Raw genomic sequence first — 21,409 nt, 5'->3', positions numbered from 1 at the left:
ATTTGTTATTAATAATTTGAATTATTTTAAAAATTACTTTTTAGAATTGACAATATGTTTACTATAACGTTTTCGTTAATAACTTATTTTTAAATGCCATTTTTTCATAGTTTTAAAAAAGTATTTTTAACCAAACAAAAAACCAATTCAATAACCAAAACCAAATTTATGAGTTTAGAATCACAAAAAACAAATTGGGCTCAATTCATTCCATTAGTTACAGTATTTTTCTTTTGGGGATTCGTTGCAGCTAGTAATGATATTTTAATTCCAGTATTCAAAAAAGCATTTGATTTAACACAAGTTCAAAGTCAATTAGTATCTCTTGCCTTTTATATAGCATATACCGTTGGATCTTTGTTGTATTTGTTAATTTCTTATTTGACAAAAGGAGACTTAATCAATAGATTAGGATATAAAAATAGTTTGGCTTTAGGTCTAGGTATTTCAGCATTGGGAACTTTATTGTTTTACCCAGCTGCAAATACTGGTTCATTTACATTAATGCTTTCGGGATTATTTATTGTAGCTTTAGGTTTTTCTTTGCAGCAAACCGTTGCTAATCCATTAGCTATAGCACTTGGTCCAATTACAACTGGTTCTCAGCGTCTCACAATGGCAGGAGGAATTAATAATTTAGGAACTACAATTGGTCCATTAATTGTAAGTTTTGCAATTTTTGGTTCTGCTGTATCTGGATCTACAGACATGAGTATCGAAAGTGTAAAAATCCCTTATTTGGTTCTTGGAGCAGCTTTTTTATTGGTGGCAATTTTATTGAAATTTTCATCTCTTCCAGATAAACCACAAGCTGTAGTAGCTTCTGAAGATGGAGCAGAAACATCAAGAAGTTCAGCTTTAAAATACCCACAATTGATTTTAGGGATGATTGGTATTTTTGTATATGTTGGTGTGGAAGTGTCTACAGCTAGTAACTTACCAGCTTATATGGAAAAACATTTAGGTTTTATGACAAAAGATATTGCGCCTTATATTTCTTTATACTGGGCGAGTTTGATGATAGGAAGATGGACAGGGGCTGTTGAAGCTTTTACAGATAATATGTCAACTCAAAAAATATTACGTTTTATAGCACCTTATTTAGCTTTTGGTGTTTTCTTATTTGTAAATTCTGTTGCAAAACACGATTTAACTCCTTTTTATGTTTATGCTTTAATAATTTTAGTTTTGATTTTTGCTGATATGGCAAGTAAAGGAAATCCTGCTAGAATGTTATTGTTGTTTTCAGTATTGGGCATTTTAGCATTAATTATTGGAATGTCTACTAGCGGAATGGTTAGTGTTTATGCATTTACAAGTGTTGGATTATTTTGTAGTACTTTATGGCCATGTATTTTTACTCTAGCAGTTTCTGGTCTTGGAAAACATACTAGTCAAGGAAGTAGCTTTTTGATTATGATGATTATGGGAGGTGGATTTGTGAGTCTATTACAAGGTTATGTGGCTGATGTATTTACAATTCAATCAAGTTATATCGTTGGAGTTTTATGCTTTGCGTATTTAGCTTTTTATGCTTGGAAAGTTTCAGGTATTTTGAAAAGTCAAGGAATTGATTTTGATAAAAAAGTATCGGGTGGACATTAAATCTTAAAGAAATATTAATATAATAATCGGGATGAAAGGAATTAAGTACTTTTATCCCGATTTAATTTTTATTGAGATGAAGCATATATACTTTTTACTATTTTCTTTTGGTTTATTGGCACAATCTCAAAAAGAAATTTATCTAGCAAGTACAAAAGCATACGAAAATAAGGATTATGCAACTTTTTTAAAGCTTTCGAATCAATTAGACAGTTTACGACCTTCACATCCTACTTTTTCATATAATCTAGCTTGTGCTTATGCTTTGAATAATAAGTTAGATAAAGCAGTTTTCAAACTCAAAGAATGCTTATTAGCAAATGCTGGAATTTCGTTTGAAAAAGAACCAGATTTTAAAATCCTTTTTGATACTGATGAATTTAAACAGTTAGTTGATTTAAAAGTTAAACTTAACGAACGTATAACTACTTCTGAAAAGTTTATTGAATTGTCTGAAAAAGATTTGCATCCTGAGAGCTTATTGAATTTAAAAAAAACGAAGACGTGGCTAATCAATAGCATTAGAAATAAAAAAATAGTATCGTTTGATGAAAAATCTGGTAAATGTATTGATTGGTTAACTGATGAAAAACTATTTTCTGTTTTTGCGATGAAAGCAGATAAAAATGAAAGATTTTTATGGATTACAACCTCTGCAATTCCTGAAATGAAAGGCTATAGTAAAGACTTAGAAGGAAAATCAGAAATTTTAAAAGTAGATATTGAAACTAAGAGTATTGTAAAAAGATTTCCAGTTCAAGGGAATCATGTTTTTGGTGATTTAGTTATAAATAAGAATGGCGATATTTTTCTTTCAGATAGTGGAGAGGCAATGATTTATCAAATTAAAAATGATGAATTATCCATTTGGTTAGACTTAAAAAAAGAAGCTTTCAATTTGCAAGGAATAACATTCGGTAAAGATGAAAATGAATTATTTATTGCTGATTATTTGAAAGGAATATTGAAAATTAATGTTCAAAATCCTTCTGAAAGAAATTGGTTAAAACTTCCTAACGATGTGTCAAAAAAAGGAATTGATGGATTCTTGTATTCTAATAATTCATTAATTGTAATTCAAAATGGAGTAAAGCCACATAGAGTAATTCAATTATATCTAAGTAATGGTTTAATCGTAGATAGTAAAATTATAGATTGTAATAGAACAGAAATGATTGAACCAACCAATGGAATAATTAAAGGTAATGTCTTTTACTTTATTGGTAATTCTCCTTGGAGTTTTTATGACGGAAAATTCAATTTAAACGAATCGAAAATTAATTTCCCAACTATATATAAATATAATCTCAATGCAAATTAATAAATACTTTTTGTCTGCCTTTTCTGCTTTCTTTATTTGGGGATTTTTTAGTTTAGCTTTAAAACCGTTGCATAATTATCGATCGTTAGATATTCTTTTTTATAGGGTGTTTTACGCTACAGTTTTACTTTTAGTTATCAATTTATTTTTTAGAAAAGAAAAAATAAAGAAAGATTTAAAAGTTTTCAATGGATTTGATAGAAAAGAAAAAACAAAAATACTTACACTTACTATTTTGGGTGGATTTTTATTGGTTTTTAATTGGTTTCTTTTTATTTACTGCGTAAATCATGTAAGTGTTCAATCTGCATCATTAGCATATTTAATCTGTCCAATTATTACAACAGTTTTAGCCTTTTTCATCCTAAATGAACAATTAAGTAGATGGCAGTGGTTGTCAGTTTTTATTTTTGTTATCAGTTGTGCCATATTGTCTTATGGCCATATTAAAGATTTAGCATATTCATTAATCATAGCTTTTAGTTTTGCCTTGTATTTAATTAGCCAAAGAAAAAATAATCAATTTGATAGATTCGTAGTGCTAACAATTCAACTAGTAATTGCATCTATTGTTTTAATTCCTTTTTTCCCTGTATATAAGGCTGCAACACCTGTAGCTTCTTTATTTTGGATTTTGATTACAATGATAGTTGTATTGTTTACGATCATACCTTTGTTTTTAAATTTATTTGCTTTAAAAGGAATGGATTCTGCAACTGTTGGAGTTCTAATGTATACGAATCCATTAATAAATTTCTTCCTTGCATTTTTCTTTTATAAAGAGAATGTAAACACAATGCAAATTATTGCTTATGTCTTGATTTTACTAGCGATTTTAATTTTTAACGAACGCTATATCTTTAAAAAAAATTGCTATTTAAAGCATTGATTTCCAGTTGTTTTAAAAAAGTTGTTTTTTACTTTTTTTGTTATTTTTAATTATAAATATTGTTAAAATTATCGATTAAGTGTTGTTTTTTATCGATGAAATGCACTTTTTAATTATTTCTTATTTGTAGGTTAATTCTTGTTTAATTTTGTATTAACAAACTTTATAAATTTGGCAAATTATTAAACCATTTAACCAAACTATTAATTATGAAACAAATTAAAAAAGGTGCTATTGCACTAAGTATGTTGTCATTAGCTGTGATTTTTTCATGTAACAAAGATGAAGAAAATGTTGCAGAAGTTGAAGCAACAAACATTGATCAAGCAAAAGGAATTGAGAGAGAATGTATGTATGTAGATGGTAATTGGCCTTCATCAGCAACTTTATCAACAACATTAACTTCAGGGGCTGGAACATCTTCAGATGTAACATTAATGACTAATCAAAACACAGCTATTAAAACTTTTTGGAGAGGAAGTTCAGTATCTGCACCAACATTCAGATTTGTAAGAAATGGAACTAATTGGAACTCAACTTACAATGCTATTTCATACAGCAACGGAAAAATTTATTATGGTGAAGGAATTTTTAGAGATGCAAAATCTAAGGATGCTTCGAATTTAATTAATGTAATGATTTTAGCTCATGAGTATGGACACCAATTGCAATACGCATTCAATTTACCTTCTGTAAGAGAATCTACTGCAAGACCTAATGAGTTAGAAGCTGACGGTATGGCTGGTTACTATTTACGTAGAGGGTATGGTAAATCAACATTCTCATCGATTGCTACTGGTTATGAATTTGCTTATTCAATTGGAGATTATTCAACTACTAGCTCAGGTCATCATGGGACTCCTGCACAGCGTCGTTCAGCAGTTCGTTTAGGATTTTTATTGGCAGATCCGGCAAATGCAAAATTGTCGGCATCGCAATTTGATTATAATTTCTTCTACTACTACAGTGGTGTATTGAGTGGTTCTTATAAAACAGGTTTTGCTAAACCAGAAGGTATGACTCAAGAAGGTCATGAATTAATGATGATTCACATGGATGAGTTAAAAAGAATTCAAACTGGACAAATGTCTGATGAGGAATACTTCAACTTAGAGTAATATTAATTGCTAACAATAAATTTAAGTTTCTAAACCACCCCACGGGGTGGTTTTTTTATTAATTATTGCCATTTTGTCATATATGTTTTTAGAAATACTGACAATTTATTTTAAATTTTCTATTGGCACAATCCTTGTCATTAAGCTCAACGTGTTGCAAAACACTACTCACTCGTAGAGGAGTAATTAAAATAAATAAAAATTAAGGAGAATTATATTATGAGTAAGATTATTGGAATCGATTTAGGAACAACCAATTCATGTGTTTCGGTTATGGAGGGTGGAGAGCCAGTTGTAATCGCGAATGCTGAAGGTAGAAGAACTACACCATCTGTAATTGCATTTGTTGAAGGTGGAGAGATTAAAGTAGGAGATGCTGCAAAACGTCAGGCAGTAACTAACCCTACAAAAACTATCGCTTCAATTAAGCGTTTTATGGGTAATAAGTATTCTGAGAGTGCTAAAGAGGCATCAACAGTTGCTTATAAAGTAGTAAAAGGAGATAACGATACACCACGTGTAGATATCGATGGACGTTTGTACACTCCGCAAGAATTGTCAGCAATGACACTTCAAAAAATGAAAAAAACTGCTGAAGATTATTTAGGACATTCAGTGACAGAGGCAGTTATTACTGTACCAGCATATTTTAATGATGCACAACGTCAAGCTACTAAGGAAGCAGGAGAAATTGCAGGTCTTAAAGTTATGCGTATTATCAATGAACCAACAGCTGCAGCTTTAGCTTATGGTTTGGATAAAGCAGGACATGACAAAAAAATTGCGGTATACGATTTAGGAGGAGGAACTTTTGATATTTCTATCCTTGAATTAGGAGATGGAGTTTTTGAGGTATTATCAACAAATGGTGACACTCATTTAGGTGGTGATGATTTTGACCAAGTAATTATTGACTGGTTAGCAAATGATTTTAATGCTGCTGAAGGAGTTGATTTACGTAAAGATCCAATGGCTTTGCAACGTTTAAAAGAAGCTGCTGAAAAGGCAAAAATTGAATTGTCTTCTTCTGCACAAACAGAGATTAATTTACCATATGTTACAGCTACGGCTTCAGGGCCTAAGCACTTGGTGCAAACATTAACTCGTGCTAAGTTTGAACAATTGGCAGATTCTTTAGTGAAACGTTCAATGGAACCAGTAGCAAAAGCATTAAAAGATGCAGGTTTATCAACATCTGAAATTGATGAAGTAATTTTAGTTGGAGGTTCTACACGTATCCCTGTTATTCAAGAACAAGTAGAGAAATTCTTTGGTAAAAAACCATCTAAAGGTGTTAATCCAGATGAAGTTGTGGCTATTGGAGCTGCTATTCAAGGTGGTGTATTAACTGGAGATGTTAAAGATGTATTATTATTAGATGTTACACCACTTTCATTAGGTATTGAAACAATGGGAAGTGTAATGACTAAATTAATTGAATCTAACACAACTATTCCAACGAAAAAATCACAAGTTTTCTCAACAGCTGTAGATAACCAACCAAGTGTTGAAATTCATGTGTTGCAAGGAGAGCGCCCTATGGCAGGAGATAACAAAACGATTGGCCGTTTCCACTTAGACGGTATTCCACCTGCACCAAGAGGAGTTCCTCAAATTGAAGTTATCTTTGATATTGATGCTAATGGTATTATTCATGTAACAGCAGTTGATAAAGGAACTGGTAAATCTCACGATATTCGTATTGAAGCTTCTTCAGGATTAACTCCAGAAGAAATCGAAAAAATGAAGAAAGAGGCTGAGATGAATGCTGAAGCTGATAAGATTGCTATGGAAAAAGCTTCTAAATTAAATGAAGCTGACAGTATGATTTTCCAAACTGAAAAGCAATTGTCTGAATTTGGTGATAAATTATCTGAAGGTAATAAATCAGCAATTGAAGCAGCTTTAAATGAATTAAAAGCAGCTTACGAAACAAAAGAAATTTCAGCAATTACTCCAGCTTTAGATAAAATTAACGAAGCTTGGAAAAATGCTTCTGAAGAAATGTATAAAGCTCAAGCTGAAGGTCAATCTCAAGAGGCTCAACCTCAAGCAGACGCTAGTGGCGATTCAACTCAAGATGTAGAGTTTGAAGAAGTAAAATAAATTTTATATTCTTATTAAAAAGGCTGTCTAAAATAGACAGCCTTTTTTATGTTGTCAATTATTGAATGTTTTCTAATTTATTGAAAATCAGGAAAAACACTATCTGAATTACCAAGAAAATCCCCTGTGCTTTATTTAAATGTTAGTATACTTTTGATATCTAAGATTTATAACCCAAGTCGTAAAAATAATTTGAATTAAAAATTAGAAATCAAATATTAATTTAAAATAAAAGATTATGGGGAAAGTAGTAAAAGTTGTAAAAAATGATGCAACAAAAATTAAAATATCAGAAAATGCTAAAGTAAAACTTAGTAAAAATGAACCGGTTGATAAAGACAGAAAAAAAATAGTGGTTGATAAAAATTCATTTGCTTTAAAACCGGGAGTAATTTCTAGATTAGGAGTTAAAAGAATAACCCACAAACCTTCAAGTTTCAATTTCAAAATTGCTAAAAAAGATTCTATTTTTAGCACTACTCACAATTTAAAAACTGGAAAGGTTGAATTAAGCTTTGGACGTAAATCTGATTTAGAAAAATTAGCTGAATCTAACGCCATTTCATCCAAAAGAGAAAATCAAGGAAATTGGACCTGTAATATTAAAGATGTAAAGATAACAGATCTTAATTATAATGGTTTTCTATTAAATCCACAGTTTTATAAGATATTCGTAGGTGGAGTATACGATATGAAAAATATCGCAAGCGGTCAATATAATACAGTTCCTTTTTCTAGAAAGCCTATTACCATTTCTAGTGAAGGTACTAATTTGACTAAAACAACTGTGAGTTCACCATCTTCAAGTAATATAGAAGAAGCAGTTCGCAAGCTTAGAGCATCAGGGGTACATGCAGGAGGTATAACTCACGGAGCAAAATTTAAAATGAATTCTGAACAAGAACTTTTTATACGTACTTCAGGCAGTGGAAACTACTTAGGGTTTGGCGGAAATCATGATTTTACCTACAAGACTAATGAAAAATCAAATAAATATGTAGTAGAACTTTATCAAATTTATTATACAGTTCATGTAGATAGTAGTGTAAATGAACCAGGCGATTATTTTTACCTCAAAAGTGAATCTGATAATACTCAAGCAATAGAGGATAAAGATGTTGATCCTAATTGGGTTTATGTTGATAGTGTATCATATGGCCGTATTTTGTATATAGTTTATGAATCTGATTATTCGTTTGAAGAACATGATATAGATGTTAATATGTATGCATATTTTGGATTTGCAAATGGTGAATTAGGACTTAATGAAAGACAAAAAGAAATTCTTAAAGAAACAAGAGTAACTATTGCTTGTGCAGGTGGTAAACCAGAAAAAGTAGCTCCATTATTGAATGCAAATTCATTTAAAGCTTTTCAACAAAGAATTGATAGTCTTCTTAGTGATAAAAATGACGAAGTTAAAATTGGATATACTCTTGCAACTTTAGATCAAGCTACTGTAGGAGCAAGAGTTATTACAAACTACACTTCTAGAGAATGTTCACCTAGAGCTACAAGATATAGAGTGATTTGGGAAAATATAAGAAACGTGGTTAATGATGACCCTGGAAATGCATCTGAAATAAAAGCAGTGGCAAGAATTAGAGCATTTGGAGATGGAAAATCAATTCTTGATATTGATAAAAAAAATAAGCCACTTGCTGAGTGGGATGAACTCCCTCAAAGTGTAAAGAAAATTGCACCCGCGCCTTGGACTTTTACAGAAGGTAGTAAAAATAATCCACTAGAATTGGCTCAAAGCGAATTATGGAAAGTTAATAAATCTATCGATTTTAACGTTCCTATAAATGATCCTGAAGCAAAAATTGCAATAAGAGTAGATCTAACTGAGTATGATAGCACAAGTGCTGATGATAATTTTGAAGAAAATCTTTGGAGTGCAAAAATTAGTGAATTGTCAGATAAAGAAGAAGTAAGTTTAATGTGCAGACATGAAGCTAGTAGAATTGAATTTAAATTTAAAATTCAAGCAATTTACTAACCTAGGCTAAATAATTCTTGATTGAAACACTTCCTAAATAGACTTCTATTTTAGGAAGTGTTTTTTGTATTATTTAATTGCGATCATCGAAATTTCAATATTTACATTTTTAGGTAATGTAGCCACTTGAACTGTTTCGCGAGCTGGTGCCGTTACTTCATTAAAATACTTTCCATATACAGAATTAATTCGAGCAAAATCTCCCATATTCATGATGAAAATTGTTGATTTAACAACATTTTCAAAAGTCATATCTGCTGCTTCTAATATGGCTTTCAAATTTTGCATAACTTGCTCTGTTTCCACTTCAATATTGTCTAAAACTAGATTATCTGTACCTGGAATAAAAGCAACTTGTCCAGAAATATAAAGTGTGTTATCAGCTAGTACAGCTTGATTGTATGGGCCAATAGGAGCAGGGGCTTTGTCTGTAAAAATTATTTTTTTCATTATATATCTCGTAGTAAATAGTTAAAATTAAAGTCTCCTATCTGGTAAACTGCGTTTGTCCCACTTGATGTCGCTTAGTACAGAAGAGCTAATTCCTATGAAAAAATACCAAGATGCTCTATCACCAATTGGATTCCAATTAAAATCCATGCGCCAACTTAACAAATCTCTTGAAAATCTTAATTGAGTATATGTAACACCATTTTGAACAAAATCATATCCAGAGGAAATTCCAGCTTTCCACATAGGAGAAATATCGACGTTCCCTGAAAACATTAATGAACTTTGACTTATTTTATTTTCTCTATTATTATTAGTATAAGTTAATGAATATGCAAGATTTAAATCCCAAGGTAATTTGGTATTAAAGAATTTATCAAATTTTGTGTCATCTTTATCTTCAAATTGACTTTTTTGTCTGTCACTAAAATCTGTAGATGTGCCAAATAAATCGTCTGCTCGACCACCATTTCTTAAGCCTTTGTTATTGAGTGAATTTTCGTTGCCATTCTGATTTCCATTGAATTCTTTGCTAGAAAAAGAATAGTTAATGGTCATATTAGCACTTGTCATTCTAAAAAGACTACCTCCATTGTTGATGTTAAAAACATCGACCATTTGTCCTTTATTATTTATCGCATAAGGATTTAAAGTCATACCAAAATTCACATTCATTTTGTCTTTTAGTAAATTTGTACCTCCACTTACTCTTAAAGGAGCCCAACGTAATGAATCTGAACTAATGTTATAACTTGTAGAAAAGTTAAAATTATTTAGAAGAATTATTTTTTTTGGTTCCACCTTAGTTGAATCTTTATCCCTAACTTTTGCTTCAAATGTATTATTTATATTAAAACTTAAAATATTACTATTTTGTCTACTTGGTGAGCCAAAAATCCCTTTTTCAAAACGAGAATAAGTTTCCATTCTTCCACTTCCATCTGCTGCATAAGTATCGTAGTACTTTTCAAAACTAGGAGTATATGAATAGGATACATTTGGCCTAATGACATGTCTAATGGCTTGAATTTTTTTATCTTTACTAATATTGAAAGTACCATATATTGTTGTACCTATCCCTGAAGAAAAATTGTAAGTTCTAAATGCATCAAAACCAGGTTTTTCAATATCTTCAACTTTATTTATTAATGAATTGTATTTTTTTTCTATAGTTTTTAGATACCAAGTTTCAATATAATTTGTGGCAGCAGATACACTAAAGTGTTTGAATATTTTAAAGTTTGTACTTAATGGAATTGTATGTTGTAATCCATTTTGTGCTTGTTTAAACATTTCTGATTTAAAAAATATAGAATCGTTTGTTGTAAAACGATTTTCACCTCTTAAATTATATTGAAAATTAATATTTTTAATAAAACCCTTTTTTGTGCCGTTTTTAGAAGCGAAAGGAAATACTCTGTCAACACTTGCTTGAAGAGTTGGAAGGGTCATATTTATTGCCCCAGTATTAGTATTTTGCGAATGTGATGCAGTTAATGACATATTCACTTGCGGAATACTGTTGAATGTTTTGCTATATGAAATAGATGAACTTAAAGTGTTATTTAAAAAATTCGCAGTATTAAGTTGATTGAATGAACTTTGATAATATTTTGAACTTCCCAAATTAACTGAAGCTGAGAATCTCGAATTAGGAGTTGCCTTTGCGTCTGGAGAGTGAGTCCATTGAATATTGTATAAATTAGTTTTACCATACCCCGGAAGTCCTCTTTCTCCTGTTATTTGATTTTCATATCTAAAATTAAAATTCCCTCTGAACTTATATATTTTTGCATAGCTTGTTTCTGCTCTAAATGCATAACTACCATTTGTATAATAATCACCCAAAAGAGCTAGATCATAATTTTTACTAAGAGCAAAGTAATAACCACCGTTTTGAAGAAAATATCCTTGTGCATTGGTTTGTCCAAAAGTAGGCAAGATTATTCCTGAAGTACTTTCTTCTGTCATTGGAAAAAAAGCAAATGGTACACCAATAGGTGTTGGAACATCAGCAATAACCATATTAGTAAGACCAGTGACTACTTTCTTTTGAGGAACAAGTTTTATTTTTCTGGCTATAAAATAGTATTCCGGTTTCTCTATGTTTTTTGATGTTGTAAATCGAGCATTTTTAATAAAGTACACAGAGTCATTCTCTCTTTTGGTTATTTCACCTTTTACTTTAAACTCACCTTGATCTGTCCTAGAATTCCAGATAAGCGCTTTTTTTGTTTTAAAGTTGAATCTAATAGAGTCCGGCTCAACCACATTTGCCCCTTGTTTAAAAACAGGGTATTGCGTATATGCTCCTGAAGTATCTTTAATTCTTCCAGCATAGACTTCGTCTTTTTCATAATCAATAACTATGACTCCAGACTTTAATTCAATGTCTTTATAGTACACTTCTGCTTCGTCATGAAGTGTAATTTGCTTCTTTTTTTGATTTATTTTTGCGTATTCTTTAGACTTATAATGTATTTTTCCATCTAAAAGCGACTTTTTTTTCTTAACAGTATCGGTTTTAGTGCTGTCTTGTGTTTTTGTAGTATTATTTTTACTTATTAAAATTCTATCTTCTTGTTTGTCAGCAGATATTGAAATATTCTTTTTTGGTAACTCCTGCGAAAAAGTTTTTAAACTGCTAAGAGTTAGAAAAAAAGGCAGTAAAACGATATGAAATAAGTTTGTACGCAACGCTATAAATACTATTTTTGTAAAAATATGGCTTAATTTTTGAAGTGACAAACTTACATCTATTTTTAAAAATAATTAAGCATTTAGTAAAATTATAACCTTTTGGTCTTTATAAAAATAATTAACATGAAGTTATCCCTTAAAATTAAAGAAGTTTTTGTTTTAGTATTATTATTTATTGTATCATCCATGTTGGCTCAAAGTTCAGGTAAATTTAAAGTTACATTGGATGCGGGTCATGGAGATCATGATTTTGGTGCAACATATCATGGCTTTATTGAAAAAAATATTGCTCTTGGTGTTGTTTTAAAAGTAGGTAAAATATTAGAACAGGATCCAACTATTCAAGTTATATACACAAGAAAGAATGATAGTTTTATAGATTTAGTTGAAAGAGCTAATATTGCCAATAGAGCAAATGCAAATTTATTTGTTTCGATTCATTGTAATGCAAATAAAAATCAAGAAGCCTATGGAACAGAAACATATGTTATGGGTCTTTCAAAAAGTGCTTCAAGTCTTGAAGTTGCAAAAAAAGAAAATGAAGTAATTCAAATGGAGAAGGATTATAAAACAAAATATGCTGGATATAATCCTAATTCACCTGAATCACTTATTAGTGCAACATTAGCTCAAGAAGAATATTTAGATCAAAGTATTGAATTTGCTAGTAGAATTCAAGATAATTTTGATGTTAAATTAAACAGAAAAGTAAGAGGTGTTAAGCAAGCACCTTTCATGGTTTTGCATAAAGCATTTATGCCAAGAGTTTTAATAGAGATGGGCTTTATTTCTAATAAAGAAGAAGGAGCTTATTTGAATTCTGAAGAAGGACAATTAAATGTGGCAAAATCAATTGCTGATGCAATTTTTAGAATGAAAGTGGAGCATTTTGGAGGAAGTATGCCTGTAATTGAAATTCAAAAATCAGAGAAAACAACCGTAAAAAAAGATACAGTTAAAACTTCATCCAAAGAAACTTCTAAAACTTCAGACAATAAGCCTGTTGATACTACAAAAGTTGTTTATAAAGTTCAAGTTAAGGCTAGTTCAAGCCATGTGGAAACTAAACCAGAAAATTTTAATGGATTAAGTAAAATCTCATTCATATCTGAAAAAGGTTACTACAAATATATGTATGGTGAGACTAATGATTATAACGAAGCTAAAATGCAGTTACTTGAAGCTAAAACAAGAGGTTATGATTCTGCATTTATAGTACCCTTTAAAAATGGTCAAAAAATTAGTTTAAATGAAGCTTTAAAGAGTAAGTAATTTACTTATATATCTTTTAAATTAGTATTTTTGTTTATTAAAAACCACACATTTTGAAAATTACTAGAGAAATTAAAACGGCCATACTTGTTATTGCTTCATTATTATTATTTATTTGGGGTTATAGTTTTTTAAAAGGATCAAATCTTTTTAACGATCATAAAAGACTTTTTGTTGAATATGATAACGTAGAAGGCTTAGCTGTTTCTGCACCTGTAACAATTAGCGGTAAAATAATAGGAAAGGTTGATAAAATTGAATTAGCGCCAAGTGGAAAATTACTAGTTGAACTTCAAATTAATGAAGAAGATTTTCCAATTTCTAAAACAAGTGTTGCCGAAATATATGAGCCTGGTTTTATTGGTGGTAAACAAATTGCTATAGTACCTAACTATAGAGATAAATCTATAGCGGTTTCAGGAGATAAATTAGTTGCTGGAGTAAAATTAGGTTTAACATCTTCTTTAGGTGAAAAACTTACACCTTTGCAACATAGATTAGATAAAGTTCTAGTTAGTGCTGATGGACTTTTGACAAATGTTAATAATGTTCTTGATAGGGAAACTCAGGCAAATCTTAAAAAAGCGATAAATGAGTTAAATAAAACACTCTCTAACTTCACTAAAGTTTCTGCAGAATTAGATCAACTTTTATTACAAAATAAAGATAAATTAGGAAGCGCGGTTGCAAATCTAGACAAAACGACTCAAAACTTTTCTAAAATCTCTTCTGATTTAGAAAAAGCACAATTAGGACAAACAGTAAAAACATTAGAAACTACTCTTGCTAATGTCAATAAAATAATGACTGATATTGAGTCTGGAAAAGGTACAATGGGTAAACTTATGAAAGATGAAACGATGTATAACAACTTCGCAAAAGCTTCAAAAGAATTAGAACTTTTATTACAAGATTTAAGATTACACCCTACACGCTATGTTAATGTTTCTCTCTTTGGAAAAAAAGAAAAGCCATACATATCACCTGAACAAAAATAAATTTTCAAACAAATCAACCAATTATAACCATTATGAATTATTTAAGCAGTATACTATTTCTTGTTATTCTTGCAGTAGGAGGAGGTTTTTTTGCTAAAAATGTCAAAAAAATTATCCGCAACATTAAATTGGGGAAAGATGTAAATCGTTTTGATCGATCATCCGAAAGATGGAGTAATATGGCTCTAGTAGCTTTAGGTCAAAAGAAAATGTTTACAAGACCAATACCCGCAGTGCTTCACTTTGCATTATACGCTGCTTTTATCATCACACAAATCGAATTGTTAGAAATTCTTGTGGATGGAATTTTTGGAACACACCGTTTCTTTAAACCTGGATTAGGAGGTTTTTACACTTTTTTAATCAGCTTCATCGAAATTCTATCAGTTCTTGCATTAACAGCGACTGTTATCTTTTTGGCTAGAAGAAATTTATTAAAGCTACCTCGCTTGAACAAAGCTGAATTATTAGGTTGGCCAAAAAAAGATGCTAATTTGATTTTAATTATGGAAATCATTTTAGTTTGTTGCATTTTTACAATGAATGGAACTGATGAAGTCCTTTATAATATGGGTAAATCACATTTTGAAGGTCAAGGTTCTTTCGGTTTTACTGTATCTCAACATGTTGGACCAGCTTTATTTGGAGGAATGTCTGAAGGAGCTTTACATATATTGGAAAGAATAGGATGGTGGGGTCACTTCATGATGGTTATGGCATTTTTGAATTACTTATATTATTCAAAACACTTACATATTATTCTTGCTTTTCCTAACACTTATTTTGCTGATTTAAATCCATTAGGACAATTTGATAATTTAGAAAGTGTTACAAATGAAGTAAAATTAATGTTAGATCCTAACGCTGATCCATTTGCAGCACCTGCTCCAGATGCAGATGCAGCGCCAAGTAAATTTGGTGCTTCAGATGTTCAAGATCTTAATTGGGTTCAGTTATTAAATGCTTACACATGTACAGAATGCGGTCGTTGTACTTCATCTTGCCCTGCAAATCAAACGGGTAAAAAATTATCTCCTCGAAAAATTATGATGGACACTCGTGACCGTCTAGTAGAAGTAGGTGATAATATTGATAAAAATAATGGTGTTTTTGTTCCTGATGGAAAATCATTATTAAACGATTATATCACACAAGAAGAACTTTGGGCATGTACTTCATGCAACGCTTGTGTAGAAGAATGTCCTGTAAATATTAGTCCACTATCTATTATTATGGATATGCGTCGTTACTTAGTAATGGAACAAAGTGCTGCACCACAATCATTAAATGCAATGATGACTAATATTGAAAATAATAGTGCACCATGGCAATATAACCAATTAGATAGATTAAACTGGAAAGACGAGCAATAATGGAAAATAAAGATTTAGATAAAAAATTAATTGCTGCTACTGAAGACGGCCATACAATTAGTCCTATACTTCCTCCAGGTATTAAAAACTATTTAATAGATATAGATGGAACTATTTGTGATGATATCCCAAATGAAGAGCCAGAACGTATGCTAACAGCAGAAGTATATCCTGATGCATTAGCTACTTTGAATAAATGGTATGATGAAGGACATATAATTTTCTTTTTCACGTCAAGAACCGAAGCGCATAGAGAGTATACAGAGATTTGGTTAAAAAAGCATGGTTTTAAATACCACGGAATGATTATGGGAAAACCAAGAGGTGGAAATTACCATTGGATTGACAACCATTTAGTAAAAGCGACTCGATATAGAGGAAAGTTTACTGATTTAATCGAGAAACAAGTTACTATCGAAGTATTTGATGACGAAAAAGATATTATTTAAAAACTAACAAGACCAACGAATAAACATATAGATTATGTCAGAAAATTTAGTAGTGCCTACTATGGCCGAAATGTTAGCTCAAGGCAAACAACCAGAAGTGTTATTTTGGGTAGGATGTTCTGGAAGTTTTGATGATAGAGCAAAAAAAATAACTAAAGCTTTTGTACGTATTTTAAATAAAGCCAATGTTGAGTTTGCAGTATTAGGAACCGAAGAGGGTTGTACTGGTGATCCTGCAAAAAGAGCTGGGAACGAATTTTTATTTCAAATGCAAGCTTTCATGAATATTGAAGTACTAAAAGCATATGAAACAAAGAAAATTGTAACAGCTTGTCCACATTGTTTTAATACTTTAAAAAATGAATATCCTGAATTAGGTGGTAATTTTGAAGTTGTTCATCATACTCAATTTTTAAAAGAATTACTTGATGCAGGTAGACTTACTATCGAAGGTGGTCAGTTTAAAGGCAAAAAAATTACTTTTCATGATCCATGTTATTTAGGTCGTGCTAATAAAATATACGAAGCGCCTCGTGAATTAATTCAAAAATTAGATGCTGAATTAGTTGAAATGAAGCGTTCAAAAGCAAATGGTCTTTGTTGTGGAGCAGGTGGAGCACAAATGTTTAAAGAGCCTGAAAATGGAGATAAAGATATTAATGTTGAAAGAACAGAAGATGCTTTAGAAACAAATGCTGAGATTATTGCAGCAGGTTGTCCTTTCTGTAACACGATGCTTACCGACGGAACTAAAGCTAAACATCGCGAACATGATGTAAAAGTGCTTGATGTGGCTGAATTAATTGCTAATGCTCAAGATTTGTAAAAAAAATATGCTAAAAAGGAAAGCATTATTCTCAGTCGGATTACTGTTTCTAAGTTTTTCTTTGTTTGCACAAGATAATGAGATTGTAAAATCAAAAGATTCTGTTTTTTTAGATAAAAAGAAAATAAATTATAAGCAGTTCATTATACCATCTGCATTAATTGTATATGGTGCAGTTGGATTAGAAAGCCATCAACTTCTATCTTTTAATGCTGAAGTTAAAGAAGAATTAAGAGAACATATTGATGAGAAACTAACATTAGATGATTTTTCTCAATATGCACCATTAGTGTCAATTTATGCACTTGACGGATTGGGAATAAAAAGTAAGCATAATTTTAGAGATAAAGCTATAATATCGGCAACATCTTATTTAATTATGGGGGCGGTTGTTAATACGATAAAAGGTACTACTGTTTCTCAAAGACCTGACAGGACTTCTAATAATTCTTTTCCATCAGGACATACAGCAACAGCATTTATGGGTGCAGAATTATTGCATCAAGAGTATAAAGATAAATCGATCTGGTATAGTGTTTCGGGTTATGCAGTAGCAACGGCAACAGGTTTTTTTAGAATGTATAATAATAGACATTGGTTCAGTGACGTAGCGGCTGGAGCTGGGATCGGAATTTTAAGTACTAAAATTGCGTACTTATTATATCCAGCTATTAATAGAGTTTTTTTTAAGGAGAATTCAGAGAAATCAAAAATTTCACTACTCCCTTATTATAACAATAAAGAGGTTGGGTTTTGTTTAGTTTCAAAAATTTAAAAAATTAATTATGTATCTTCCTTTTGAAGAATTACCAGAACAGTCTAGAATTTGGATTTACCAATCCAATAGAAAATTCACTGATGAAGAAATGACAGAAATTGAAGATTCTGTTAAAAATTTTGTTGAAAATTGGTCTGCTCATGGTACAAGTCTTGAAGCCTCATTCATAACAAAATATAACAGATTTATAATTCTTGCTGTTAATCAAGATGAGCAAGCCGCAACCGGATGCTCGATTGACTCATCAGTAGTTTTTATCCAAGAATTAGAAAAAAAATACAGTGTAGATTTACTTGATAAAATGAATGTAACATTCAAGAATGGTGAATTTATTGCCCATAAATCTTTAATAGATTTTAAAAAAATGGCCAAAGAAAAAGCCGTTTCTAATACTACTATTGTCTTTAATAATCTAGTAAACACAATTCAGGAATTTAATGAAGCTTGGGAAGTTCCTGCTGAAGATAGCTGGCATAGTCGTTTCTTTTAAAAAAATACAATGAAAAACATCGGTTTAAATATTTCTTTCTTTTTAAGTTTAATTGCCTTTACAGTAAATTGTTCTGTGAAGAAAAAACTCCCTGAAAAAAAAGAAGAACTAGCTGTTACCGAAAATATCAATATCGAAAAATTTAAAGATCCTTCATTAGAAGGATTTAATTTGTTTGAAGATTCCCCAGCAGAAAAAAAATGGGTTGATAGTGTTTACTCAACGTTGTCTTTTGAAGAAAAAATTGGACAATTATTTATGGTGGCAGCCTATTCTAATAAAGATACTGTGCACTTTAACGCCATTGATAAATTAGTTAAAAACTATAAAATTGGAGGCTTAATTTTCTTTCAAGGAGGCCCGGTTAGACAAGCAAAATTAACTAATCGATTTCAATCGAATTCTAAAGTTCCTTTGTTTATAGGGAATGATGCCGAATGGGGATTAAGCATGCGATTAGACTCTACTTATAAATATCCATGGAATATGACTCTAGGAGCTGTTCAGGATATGAAACTTATTGAACAATTAGGGGGGCAAATGGCAAAAGAAGCCAAAAGACTAGGACTTCAGTTTAATTTTGCTCCAGTACTAGATATTAATACGAATCCTAATAATCCTATCATTGGAAATAGATCATTTGGTGAAAACAAAGAAGAAGTAACCAAGCATGCAGTTGCCTTAATGAAAGGAATTCAAAATGGTGGTGTTTTTGCTACTGGAAAACATTTTCCAGGACATGGCGATACCGAAACGGATTCACATCATACACTACCAGTTGTTAATTTTTCTGAAGAGCGAATAAACGAAGTTGAATTGTATCCTTACAAAAAAATGTTTCATCTAGGTTTGGCTTCTGTAATGGTAGCTCATTTGAATGTTCCAAGTTTAGAGCCTAGAGAGAATTATCCAACTTCAATATCTTATCATGTTGTAAATGATATTTTGAAAGAACAATTAAAATTTAAAGGTTTGATTTTTACTGATGCTTTGAATATGAAAGGCGCTAGTAATTTTAAAAAACCTGGTGATATCGACTTTGAAGCTTTCATGGCTGGAAATGATATTTTACTTTTTCCTGAAGATGTTCCAACAGCAGTTGAAAAATTCAAGCAAGCTTATACCGATTCAATTCCTAAAATTACTGATGAAAGAATAGAATTTTCTGTAAAGAAAATTTTGAAATACAAATACAAAGCTGGTTTAAATAAATACAAACCTATACAAATAGAAGGTTTGTATGATGATATTAACAAACCTGAAAATACGTCTTTACAATATAAATTGTATGAAAATGCAATTACTGTCATCAAAAATGATGATGAAATATTACCAATCAAAGATTTGGCAAAATCAAAATTCGCCTATGTAAAAATTGGTGACGATACTAATTCAAAGTTTTTATCAACTTTAAAGAAATATGGCGATGTAACTGAGGTTTATCACAAAAATTTAGATAGTTTAAATCAAGAGCTTAAAAATTATGATAAAGTAATTATTGGATATCATGTTTCAGATAAAACTTGGTGGAAAAAACATGAATTCACTTCAAAAGAGCTTGAATTAGTTAATAAAGTAGCTGATAAAAACGATGTCATCTTAGATGTTTTTTCTAAACCTTACGTTTTATTGCCCATAAATGATTTTGATAAATTTAAAAGTATAATTGTATCCTATCAAAATGGAGATATTCCTCAGGAAATATCTGCAGAAATAATATTTGGTTCCGTTCAAGCTAAAGGTAAATTACCAGTTTCTATAAATGATAATTTTAAAGTTGGAGACGGTTTACCTACAGGAAAAATAAATAGACTAGGTTTTGCTAATCCTGAATCAGTAGGCATGAGTTCTCAAATTTTATCAAAAATTGATGGGATTGTAAAAAAAGCAATTGATGGTGGAATGACTCCGGGTGCTCAAGTGTTAGTTGCTAGAAAAGGAAAAGTTATTTACCAAAAATCGTTTGGATATCATACTTACAGAAATGGTGTAAAAGTCAAAAATTCAGATGTGTATGATATTGCATCACTATCAAAAATAATTGGTACTTTACCCAATGTAATGATAGATTATGATCATCAAAAAATCAATTTAAATACTCGTTTAGGAGAGATGGTTCATAAAGCTAAAGGCACTGACAAAGATTCAATTACTTTTAAAGATTTGCTTTCTCATTATGCTCGTTTACAAGCCTGGGAACCATTTTATAAAAGTACATTAGATTCGCTTACTAAACAGCCGTCAAAAAAATACTATAGAAAAACAAGTCTTAAAGGTTTTACAACACAAGTAGCAGAAAATTTATTTATTATTAATAGTTATAATGATACTATTATTACTAAAATAATGAAGAGTAAATTGTTACCTAAAAAGGAATATAAGTATAGTGATTTTACTTTTATCTTATTGAAAGAGTATTTAGAGAAACATCATAAAAAAACATTAGATGTTTTAGCTCAGGAAAACTTTTTCTCTAAGTTAGGAATGACTAATACTGCTTATAACCCTTTAAGAAAATTTGAGCAAGATATTATTCCTCCTACTGAAAAGGATAAATATTTTAGATATCAAGTTATTCAAGGATATGTACACGATATGGGGGCAGCAATGCAGGGTGGTGTAGCAGGTCATGCAGGTTTATTTTCCAATAGTATGGATGTTGCTAAAATGATGCAATTGTACTTGCAAAAAGGCAACTATGGAGGAATTCAATTTTTCTCTGAAAAAACGTTGAATGATTTTAACACATGTTATTTCTGTCAAGAAGGAAATAGAAGAGGTTTAGGCTTTGATAAACCTCAATTAGCAGGAACTTCAGGGCCAACTTGTGGCTGTGCTTCCATAACTAGTTTTGGACATACCGGATTTACTGGTACAATGACTTGGGCAGATCCTGAAACAGAAATTGTATACGTTTTTCTTTCAAATAGAACTTATCCAGATAGCAATGCTTCAAACAAACTTTCTAAAGAAAATATTAGAGAGGATATTCAAAAAATTATTTACGAAGCGATAATAAACTAATAGTTAAT

General features: G+C 30.7%; 16 protein-coding genes. 14 read left to right on the top strand and 2 right to left on the bottom strand.

The annotated features are described in order from the left end of the window. Nucleotides 1–168: 168 nt before the first annotated feature. The 6 genes from BUC09_RS09550 (at nucleotide 169) to BUC09_RS09525 (ending at nucleotide 9,041) form a co-directional block, all read left to right on the top strand. Nucleotides 169–1,605, top strand: coding sequence for an MFS transporter (locus BUC09_RS09550; RefSeq protein ID WP_073311331.1), 1,437 nt, complete (start codon nucleotides 169–171; stop codon nucleotides 1,603–1,605). 76 nt (nucleotides 1,606–1,681) lie between these two features. Then, the gene (locus BUC09_RS09545; RefSeq protein ID WP_143161903.1) at nucleotides 1,682–2,926 is read left to right on the top strand and encodes a TPR end-of-group domain-containing protein; all 1,245 of its coding nucleotides are present in this window, start codon (nucleotides 1,682–1,684) and stop codon (nucleotides 2,924–2,926) included. Next, complete coding sequence (locus BUC09_RS09540) at nucleotides 2,916–3,815, top strand: EamA family transporter (protein WP_073310951.1); 900 nt, start codon at nucleotides 2,916–2,918, stop codon at nucleotides 3,813–3,815. The genes BUC09_RS09545 and BUC09_RS09540 overlap by 11 nt, the downstream gene beginning before the upstream one ends. Nucleotides 3,816–4,024: 209 nt before the next feature. Continuing rightward, complete coding sequence (locus BUC09_RS09535) at nucleotides 4,025–4,933, top strand: metalloprotease (RefSeq protein ID WP_084127177.1); 909 nt, start codon at nucleotides 4,025–4,027, stop codon at nucleotides 4,931–4,933. A 219-nt stretch (nucleotides 4,934–5,152) separates the two neighbouring features. After that, on the top strand, nucleotides 5,153–7,039 hold the full coding sequence (gene dnaK, locus BUC09_RS09530) for a molecular chaperone DnaK (protein WP_073310949.1): 1,887 nt from the start codon (nucleotides 5,153–5,155) through the stop codon (nucleotides 7,037–7,039). 238 nt (nucleotides 7,040–7,277) lie between these two features. Then, nucleotides 7,278–9,041: a thiol-activated cytolysin family protein gene (locus BUC09_RS09525; RefSeq protein WP_073310947.1), complete on the top strand. Its 1,764-nt coding sequence runs from the start codon at nucleotides 7,278–7,280 to the stop codon at nucleotides 9,039–9,041. Between the two features lie 69 nt (nucleotides 9,042–9,110). On the opposite strand, the gene BUC09_RS09520 is transcribed toward BUC09_RS09525, so the two are convergent. Together BUC09_RS09520 and BUC09_RS09515 are read right to left on the bottom strand one after the other, a co-directional pair. Then, nucleotides 9,111–9,491, bottom strand: a complete 381-nt coding sequence (locus BUC09_RS09520; RefSeq protein ID WP_073310945.1) for a Rid family detoxifying hydrolase — start codon at nucleotides 9,489–9,491, stop codon at nucleotides 9,111–9,113. Between the two features lie 27 nt (nucleotides 9,492–9,518). Continuing rightward, a complete protein-coding gene (locus BUC09_RS09515) occupies nucleotides 9,519–12,239 on the bottom strand; it encodes a putative LPS assembly protein LptD (RefSeq protein WP_073310943.1) in 2,721 nt (906 codons plus the stop codon). A gap of 75 nt (nucleotides 12,240–12,314) precedes the next feature. Here BUC09_RS09515 and BUC09_RS09510 point away from each other — a divergent pair, with 75 nt between their 5' ends. From BUC09_RS09510 to BUC09_RS09475, 8 genes are read left to right on the top strand one after another with little or no spacing between them, the layout of a single operon-like run. After that, nucleotides 12,315–13,463, top strand: coding sequence for an N-acetylmuramoyl-L-alanine amidase family protein (locus BUC09_RS09510; protein ID WP_143161902.1), 1,149 nt, complete (start codon nucleotides 12,315–12,317; stop codon nucleotides 13,461–13,463). Between the two features lie 53 nt (nucleotides 13,464–13,516). Then, the gene (locus BUC09_RS09505; RefSeq protein ID WP_073310941.1) at nucleotides 13,517–14,461 is read left to right on the top strand and encodes an MlaD family protein; all 945 of its coding nucleotides are present in this window, start codon (nucleotides 13,517–13,519) and stop codon (nucleotides 14,459–14,461) included. Nucleotides 14,462–14,493: 32 nt separating this feature from the next. Next, nucleotides 14,494–15,834, top strand: coding sequence for a 4Fe-4S dicluster domain-containing protein (locus BUC09_RS09500; protein ID WP_073310939.1), 1,341 nt, complete (start codon nucleotides 14,494–14,496; stop codon nucleotides 15,832–15,834). Further along, the gene (locus BUC09_RS09495) at nucleotides 15,834–16,283 is read left to right on the top strand and encodes an LNS2 domain-containing protein (protein ID WP_073310937.1); all 450 of its coding nucleotides are present in this window, start codon (nucleotides 15,834–15,836) and stop codon (nucleotides 16,281–16,283) included. Before BUC09_RS09500 ends, BUC09_RS09495 begins: the two co-directional genes overlap by 1 nt. 34 nt (nucleotides 16,284–16,317) lie before the next feature. Continuing rightward, entirely contained in the window at nucleotides 16,318–17,109 is a 792-nt protein-coding gene (locus BUC09_RS09490) for a (Fe-S)-binding protein (protein ID WP_073310935.1), read from the top strand. Nucleotides 17,110–17,116: 7 nt separating this feature from the next. Next, the gene (locus BUC09_RS09485; RefSeq protein ID WP_073310933.1) at nucleotides 17,117–17,884 is read left to right on the top strand and encodes a phosphatase PAP2 family protein; all 768 of its coding nucleotides are present in this window, start codon (nucleotides 17,117–17,119) and stop codon (nucleotides 17,882–17,884) included. Nucleotides 17,885–17,894: 10 nt separating this feature from the next. Next, complete coding sequence (locus tag BUC09_RS09480) at nucleotides 17,895–18,377, top strand: ABC transporter ATPase (protein WP_073310932.1); 483 nt, start codon at nucleotides 17,895–17,897, stop codon at nucleotides 18,375–18,377. Between the two features lie 9 nt (nucleotides 18,378–18,386). Continuing rightward, nucleotides 18,387–21,401, top strand: coding sequence for a serine hydrolase domain-containing protein (locus BUC09_RS09475; protein WP_073310930.1), 3,015 nt, complete (start codon nucleotides 18,387–18,389; stop codon nucleotides 21,399–21,401). Nucleotides 21,402–21,409 lie beyond the last annotated feature (8 nt).

This window comes from Flavobacterium terrae (assembly GCF_900142035.1).
GTDB lineage: Bacteria > Bacteroidota > Bacteroidia > Flavobacteriales > Flavobacteriaceae > Flavobacterium > Flavobacterium terrae.
Note: the sequence above shows the minus strand (reverse complement) of the source record. Positions and strands in the feature narration are given on the sequence as shown.

Bases quoted from the DNA above. Each gene is read 5' to 3' on its own strand.
- BUC09_RS09485 (WP_073310933.1), top strand. From the start codon at position 17,117: ATGCTAAAAAGGAAAGCATTATTCTCAGTCGGATTACTGTTTCTAAGT.
- BUC09_RS09550 (WP_073311331.1), top strand. From the start codon at position 169: ATGAGTTTAGAATCACAAAAAACAAATTGGGCTCAATTCATTCCATTA.
- BUC09_RS09495 (WP_073310937.1), top strand. From the start codon at position 15,834: ATGGAAAATAAAGATTTAGATAAAAAATTAATTGCTGCTACTGAAGAC.
- BUC09_RS09540 (WP_073310951.1), top strand. From the start codon at position 2,916: ATGCAAATTAATAAATACTTTTTGTCTGCCTTTTCTGCTTTCTTTATT.
- BUC09_RS09510 (WP_143161902.1), top strand. From the start codon at position 12,315: ATGAAGTTATCCCTTAAAATTAAAGAAGTTTTTGTTTTAGTATTATTA.
- dnaK (WP_073310949.1), top strand. From the start codon at position 5,153: ATGAGTAAGATTATTGGAATCGATTTAGGAACAACCAATTCATGTGTT.
- BUC09_RS09535 (WP_084127177.1), top strand. From the start codon at position 4,025: ATGAAACAAATTAAAAAAGGTGCTATTGCACTAAGTATGTTGTCATTA.
- BUC09_RS09545 (WP_143161903.1), top strand. From the start codon at position 1,682: ATGAAGCATATATACTTTTTACTATTTTCTTTTGGTTTATTGGCACAA.
- BUC09_RS09500 (WP_073310939.1), top strand. From the start codon at position 14,494: ATGAATTATTTAAGCAGTATACTATTTCTTGTTATTCTTGCAGTAGGA.
- BUC09_RS09490 (WP_073310935.1), top strand. From the start codon at position 16,318: ATGTCAGAAAATTTAGTAGTGCCTACTATGGCCGAAATGTTAGCTCAA.
- BUC09_RS09475 (WP_073310930.1), top strand. From the start codon at position 18,387: ATGAAAAACATCGGTTTAAATATTTCTTTCTTTTTAAGTTTAATTGCC.
- BUC09_RS09525 (WP_073310947.1), top strand. From the start codon at position 7,278: ATGGGGAAAGTAGTAAAAGTTGTAAAAAATGATGCAACAAAAATTAAA.
- BUC09_RS09520 (WP_073310945.1), bottom strand. From the start codon at position 9,491: ATGAAAAAAATAATTTTTACAGACAAAGCCCCTGCTCCTATTGGCCCA.
- BUC09_RS09480 (WP_073310932.1), top strand. From the start codon at position 17,895: ATGTATCTTCCTTTTGAAGAATTACCAGAACAGTCTAGAATTTGGATT.